This window comes from Amycolatopsis rhabdoformis (assembly GCF_035918295.1).
Taxonomy (GTDB): Bacteria; Actinomycetota; Actinomycetes; order Mycobacteriales; family Pseudonocardiaceae; genus Amycolatopsis; species Amycolatopsis rhabdoformis.
In genome coordinates this window covers 3,061,432-3,066,579 of sequence record NZ_CP142149.1, presented here as the reverse complement: position 1 = coordinate 3,066,579, position 5,148 = coordinate 3,061,432, and the positions used below count along the sequence as shown (strand labels likewise).

The 5,148-nt window shown below is 72.5% G+C and carries 4 protein-coding genes; 1 reads left to right on the top strand and 3 read right to left on the bottom strand.

Features of this window, described 5'->3' with window-relative positions:
* The first annotated feature begins 35 nt into the window (after positions 1–35).
* A complete protein-coding gene (locus VSH64_RS13890) occupies positions 36–245 on the top strand; it encodes an MbtH family protein (RefSeq protein WP_326835994.1) in 210 nt (69 codons plus the stop codon).
* A gap of 134 nt (positions 246–379) precedes the next feature.
* Here VSH64_RS13890 and VSH64_RS13885 read toward each other — a convergent pair whose 3' ends face one another.
* The 3 genes from VSH64_RS13885 to VSH64_RS13875 all read right to left on the bottom strand — a co-directional run bounded on the left by VSH64_RS13885 (position 380) and on the right by VSH64_RS13875 (position 5,033).
* A complete protein-coding gene (locus VSH64_RS13885) occupies positions 380–1,456 on the bottom strand; it encodes an iron-siderophore ABC transporter substrate-binding protein (RefSeq protein WP_326835993.1) in 1,077 nt (358 codons plus the stop codon).
* A 95-nt stretch (positions 1,457–1,551) separates the two neighbouring features.
* Positions 1,552–3,345, bottom strand: a complete 1,794-nt coding sequence (locus VSH64_RS13880; RefSeq protein WP_326835992.1) for an ABC transporter ATP-binding protein — start codon at positions 3,343–3,345, stop codon at positions 1,552–1,554.
* Positions 3,342–5,033 carry an ABC transporter ATP-binding protein gene (locus tag VSH64_RS13875; protein WP_326835991.1) on the bottom strand — a complete coding sequence of 564 codons (1,692 nt, stop codon included), beginning with the start codon at positions 5,031–5,033 and terminating at the stop codon, positions 3,342–3,344. Before VSH64_RS13875 ends, VSH64_RS13880 begins: the two co-directional genes overlap by 4 nt.
* Between the last annotated feature and the right edge of the window lie 115 nt (positions 5,034–5,148).

Genomic DNA, 5,148 nt, shown 5'->3' with positions numbered 1-5,148 from the left:
GAAAGACCTGACCCCGTTTCAGAAAGGACACCACCGTGACGAACCCCTTCGAAAACCCCGACGGCACCTACCTCGTCCTCACCAACGAGGAAGGCCAGCACAGCCTGTGGCCCGACTTCGTCGCCGTGCCGGCCGGCTGGAGCACCGCCTTCGGTCCGGCCGCCCGCCAGGCGTGCCTCGACCACGTCGAAGAGAACTGGACGGACCTGCGGCCGAAGTCGCTCATCGAGGCCATGGAGTCCTGACGCCCCGACGCACCTGCCCGGCCGAAGCAGGGGGTCGGTCGGGCCGGTGCGTGTCAGGAAGTCCCTGCACACAACACAAAACTGCCCGGCCGGAGTTCTCCGGCCGGGCAGTTTTGTGGCCGCCTGTCGAAAGATCAAGCCGCCGGCTTCACCTCGGTGGCCGGGTTGCCGTCCACGGCCGCGGTGAGCTGCGGGACGATCCGCTCGAGGGTGTAGGGCAGGCTGAGCACGCTGACGAACGACGTGGCGCTGCCGTAGGTGCTCGGGTCTTCGATGAAGACCTCACGCTTCTGCTTCGCGACGTTCAATCCCGAGTACAGCTTGTCCTTGGCGAGGGTGTCCTGGCCGCCCTGCACGGAGTCGACGATCCAGACCAGCGCGTCGACGTTGAGCAGGTCGGTGCGCTCGGCGCTGATGTTCGCGCCGAACTTGTCGCCGATGAGCTGGTCGAGGTTCGGGGGCAGCTTGAAGCCGAGCGAGGTCAGGATGCGGGAACGCGGGTCTTCACTGCCGTAGACGAAGTAGCCGTCGTACTGGGTCGCCATGAGGGCGCTCTTGCCGGCGAACTCGGGGTGCGCGGCCTTGGCCTTGGCGAACTGTTCCTCGACGCCGGCCACGAGCGCGTCGGCCTCCTTGGCCTTGCCCACGGCCTTGCCGACGGTCTTGGTCGTCTCCTGCCACGGGATGCCGTAGTCGTTGTACTGCTTGGGCTGCGCGATCGTCGGGGCGATCTTCGACAACGTGGTGTACTGCTCCTGCGTGAGCGCGGAGTACAGGCCGATGATGAGATCCGGCTTCAGCGCGGCGATCTTCTCGAACTGCGGCCCGTCGGCGTCCTTCAGCACGGTCGGCAGCGGCGCGTTGCCGAGCTTCGCCTTGGCCCACGGCGCGATGGCGCCGGGGAAGTTGCCGAGCCAGTCGGTGGTGCCCACGGGCACGACGCCGAGCGCGAGCAGCGAGTCCTGCTCGGTGAGGCCGACGGTGACGACCCGCTGGGGCGCCTTCTCGATCGTGGTCGAGCCGTACTTGTGGTCGATCGTCACGGGAAACGCGCCGGGATCCGTGGCACCCGAGGCGGCGGGCGCGCCGGGCGCGGCGGACGTGTCGGAGCCGCACGCCGTGAGCGCGCCGGCGAGCACGAGGGCCGCGGCGAGCGCCCCGGCGGTCCGGGCGCGCCCGCGCGCGGCGGACAGGAGGGAGAAGCGGGCCATCGTCGGTCCTTTGCGGTCGCTCTCGAGTTAAATCAGGTTTGCCTAACCTAAGGTGCGACACCTGGTCGAGGCAACCTCCAAACCTGCGGCGAGGCTCACTCCGGCACGGTGCGGGTCCCTGACCAGGCCGCCCACAACGTCGCGTATCGGCCGCCGGCGGCGACCAGTTCGTCGTGCGTACCCGTCTCGACGACCGCACCCGCGTCGAGCACCACGATCCGGTCCGACGCCGCCGCCTGTGTGAGGCGGTGCGCCACCACGAGCCCGGTCCGCCCGGCGAGCGCGGCCGCCGCCGCCGCTTCCAAGGTCTTCGCACCGGCGCTGCCCGCTTCGGCCGTGGCCTCGTCGAGGATCGCGACCGGCGGGTCGGCCAGCACGAGCCGCACCAGCGCGAGCTGCTGCGCCTGCGTGACGGTGAGCTGGTGGCCGCCGTCGCCGACCACGGTGTCCAGCCCCTCGGGCAGCGCTTCGGCCCACTCCAGCGCGCCCACGGTGGTGAGCGCCGCGCGGAGGTCCTCTTCGGACGCTTCGGGCCGGGCCAGGCGCAGATCGTCGGCCAGGGTGCCGCTGAACACGTGCACCTCCTGGCTGATCAGCGCGACGGTGCGGCGCGTCTGGGCCGGGCCCAGCTCGTCCAGTGGTACCCCGCCGAGCGACACCGAACCCGAACCCGGCCGGTGGATGCCCGCGATGAGCTTGGCCAGCGTGGTCTTCCCGGCGCCGCTCGCACCGACCAGCGCCACACGTTCACCGGGCGCGAGGTCGAGATCTACCTCCCGCAGCACCGGATGACCGTCCACATAGGAGTGATGCAGGGCGCCGGCCTTCACCGACGAGTCGACCGGCCGCGCGGGCCGCTGCGGCTCTACCGGCGCCGGCAGGTCGGCCACCCCGATCAGCCGCGCGAGGCTCGCCGCGGCCGCCTGCGCGTCGTCCACGAGGGCGAGCGCGGTGTTGATCGGGCCGAACAGGCTGTGGAAGTAGAGCGCCGCCGCGGTGGCGACCCCGACCGTCGCCAGATTCGCGCCCACGAGCAGGTAGCCGGCCGCCAGCACGGCCGAGAGCCCCACGAACTCCGCGAGGTTCAGCCGCCCGAAGAACCGGGTGACGAGCCGGATTCCGCGCAGCGCCAGCGCGACGGCGCCGTCCGACCGCTGCCGCACGCGTTCCACGTGCTCGTCGGCCAGCCGGAACGCGCGCACGGTCTTCGCGCCGCCGATCGTGTCGAGCAGCTGCTGTTGCTGTGCGCCGACCGCGGCCCGCTGCGCCGCGTAGAGCGGCTTGGCCTGGCGCACGTACCAGCGCACGGTGTGCAGCTGGATCGGCACGGCGAGCAGGGCCGCGATGAGGAACCGCCAGTCGAGCACGGCCATGGCCACCAGCGTCAGCACGATCGTGAGCACCGAGCGGCCCAGTTCCGGCAGCGCCTCGCGCACCGCTTCGGCGACCACGGACACGTCGTTGGTCACGCGCGTGGTGAGGTCACCCGAGCCGGCCTTCTCCACCTGTTCCAGCGGCAGGCCCAGTGCGCGGTCGACGAAGCGCTCGCGCAGGTCGGCCAGCATCGACTCGCCGAGCCGCGCGAGCATCGAGGTGCCGATGGCCGTGGCGATCGCCGAGACGACGGCCACCAGCACGAGTTCGACCACCGGCGTCACGATCTCCGTGGCCGGCCGGTGCTGCGCGACGATGTCGACAACCCGGCCCAGCAACGGCGCCGTGAGCAGGCCGACGGCCGTGGCGGCGACCACGAACGCGAGCGATCCGATGGCGCGCGCCTTGGAGCGGCGCAGGAGATCACCGAGCACGGCGCGGATCCGGGGCCCGTCCGCGGTGGGGAGCAGTTCGCGCTCGCTCAGGACGGCACCGCCCAAGACGGACTCGCTCATGACAGCACCGCCGCGCGGTAGTCGGCGCGGTCGCGCACGAGGCCGGCGTGCTCGCCCTCGGCGACCACGCGGCCGCCGTCGAGCAGCACCACGCGATCGGTGGCCGCGAGCAGGGCCGGGCTGGTCGTGACCACGATCGTGGTGCGGCCGCGGCGGGCCCGCGCGACGCCTTCGGCGATGCGGGCTTCGGTGACCGTGTCGACGGCCGTGGTCGGGTCGTGCAGCACGAGCACCGCGGTGTCGGCCGCCAACGCCCGGGCCAGCGCGACCCGTTGCCGCTGCCCGCCCGACAGCGACCGTCCGCGTTCGGTCACGGTGGTGGCCGTGCCGGCCGGCAGCGTGCTCGCCACCTCGTCGGCGGCCGCGGCCGCCAGCACACCGTCGGGTACCGCGGGCCGGCTCGCTCGCACGTTCTCCTCCAGGGTTCCTTCGAACAGATCGGCGTCGTGGGCGGCCACGAGGACTACTTCGCGCACGCGATCGGGGTCCACAGTGGACAAGTCGATCGCGTCGACCCGCACGGTGCCGGCGCCGGGGTCGGTGAAGCGGCCCAGGCAGTCGAGCAGGTCGGTCGCGGTGGCCGGGTCGGCGGTGACCACCCCGAGCAGCTGCCCGGCGGGCACGGCCAGGTCGAGCTCCCGCAGCTTTCCGTGTGTCACCCCGGAAAGCTCGATCCCGCCCGGGGTCCGCTCCGGTAGCGCGGCACTGCCCTCGGGCACGGCGAGCGGTGCGTCGAGCACCGTCGCGACCCGGCCGGCCGAGGCGCGGGCCTGCGCGAACTGACCGTTGACCCAGGCGAAGATCGAGAACGGCGTCTGCAGGAACTGCGCGAGCCCCACCGCCGCGACGAGGTCGCCGACGCTGATGTCGCCGTCCGCCGCGAGGTTCCCGCCGACCAGCGCCACCAGCGCGATGAAGATGCCGGTCAACGCGAGCAGCGCGCCGTTGTGCCAGGCCTGCGCGCGAGCGGCGCGCACGGTGGCGGCGAGCGAATCGCGGCTGGTGCGCCGGTAGCGGTCGACGGCGGCGGGTTCGGCACCGATGCCCTTGAGCACCCGTAGCCCCGCCACGAGGTCGGCCGCGACGCCCGACGCGTGGGCCGCCCGTTCCTGCTCCACCTCGCTGCGCTTCTCCAGCGGCTTGCCGATCAGGTGCGCGAGGAACAGCAGCGGGGGAGTGCCGAGCAGCACGAGCAGGCCGAGCGGCACGGACATCCGCAGCAGTGCCACCGCGCTGACCACGAGCCCGGCGAGCGCGGAGACGCCGAACGGCAGGGTCGCGTTGATCATCCCGACCCGGCGCGCGTCCGACGTGCCGATGCTGGCCAGCTCGCCGGCCAGCGCGCCGGTTTCGGTGCCACCACGCGAATGCAGCACGCGCCGCGAGAGCGAGAGCCGGATGTCGTGCGCCGCGTACTCGGCCGCGCGCTCCGCCGCCCGGGCGCCGAAGCGGTAGCTGTAGGACAGCACCAGGAACACCACCGCCAGCACGCCCAGCCAGGCGAGCAGCGTGAGCACGGAGCTGTCGGCCACGGCGCGGTCGATGACCACACCGATCACCACGGGCACCAGGGCCTCGCCGCCCTGGTGCGCGGCGGCGAGGACCGACGCGAGCGTCACGGCCCCCCGCTGTCCGGCGATCGCGCGCCGCAGCACGCCCCGTCCGGTGGTCGCTGCAGCCGTTGTCACCGGCGCCCTCCCGTTCGCTCCACCTGCACCGCGTCCCGCATTGACCGCGCTTGGATAGGTAAGGCTAGTCTAAGAACCGCCCGCGAAGGAGTGCCCGGTCCCCAGGAGGTGTCGG

Coding starts and splice junctions, on each gene's coding strand:
- VSH64_RS13880 (WP_326835992.1), bottom strand. CDS start 3,345: ATGAGCGAGTCCGTCTTGGGCGGTGCCGTCCTGAGCGAGCGCGAACTG.
- VSH64_RS13885 (WP_326835993.1), bottom strand. CDS start 1,456: ATGGCCCGCTTCTCCCTCCTGTCCGCCGCGCGCGGGCGCGCCCGGACC.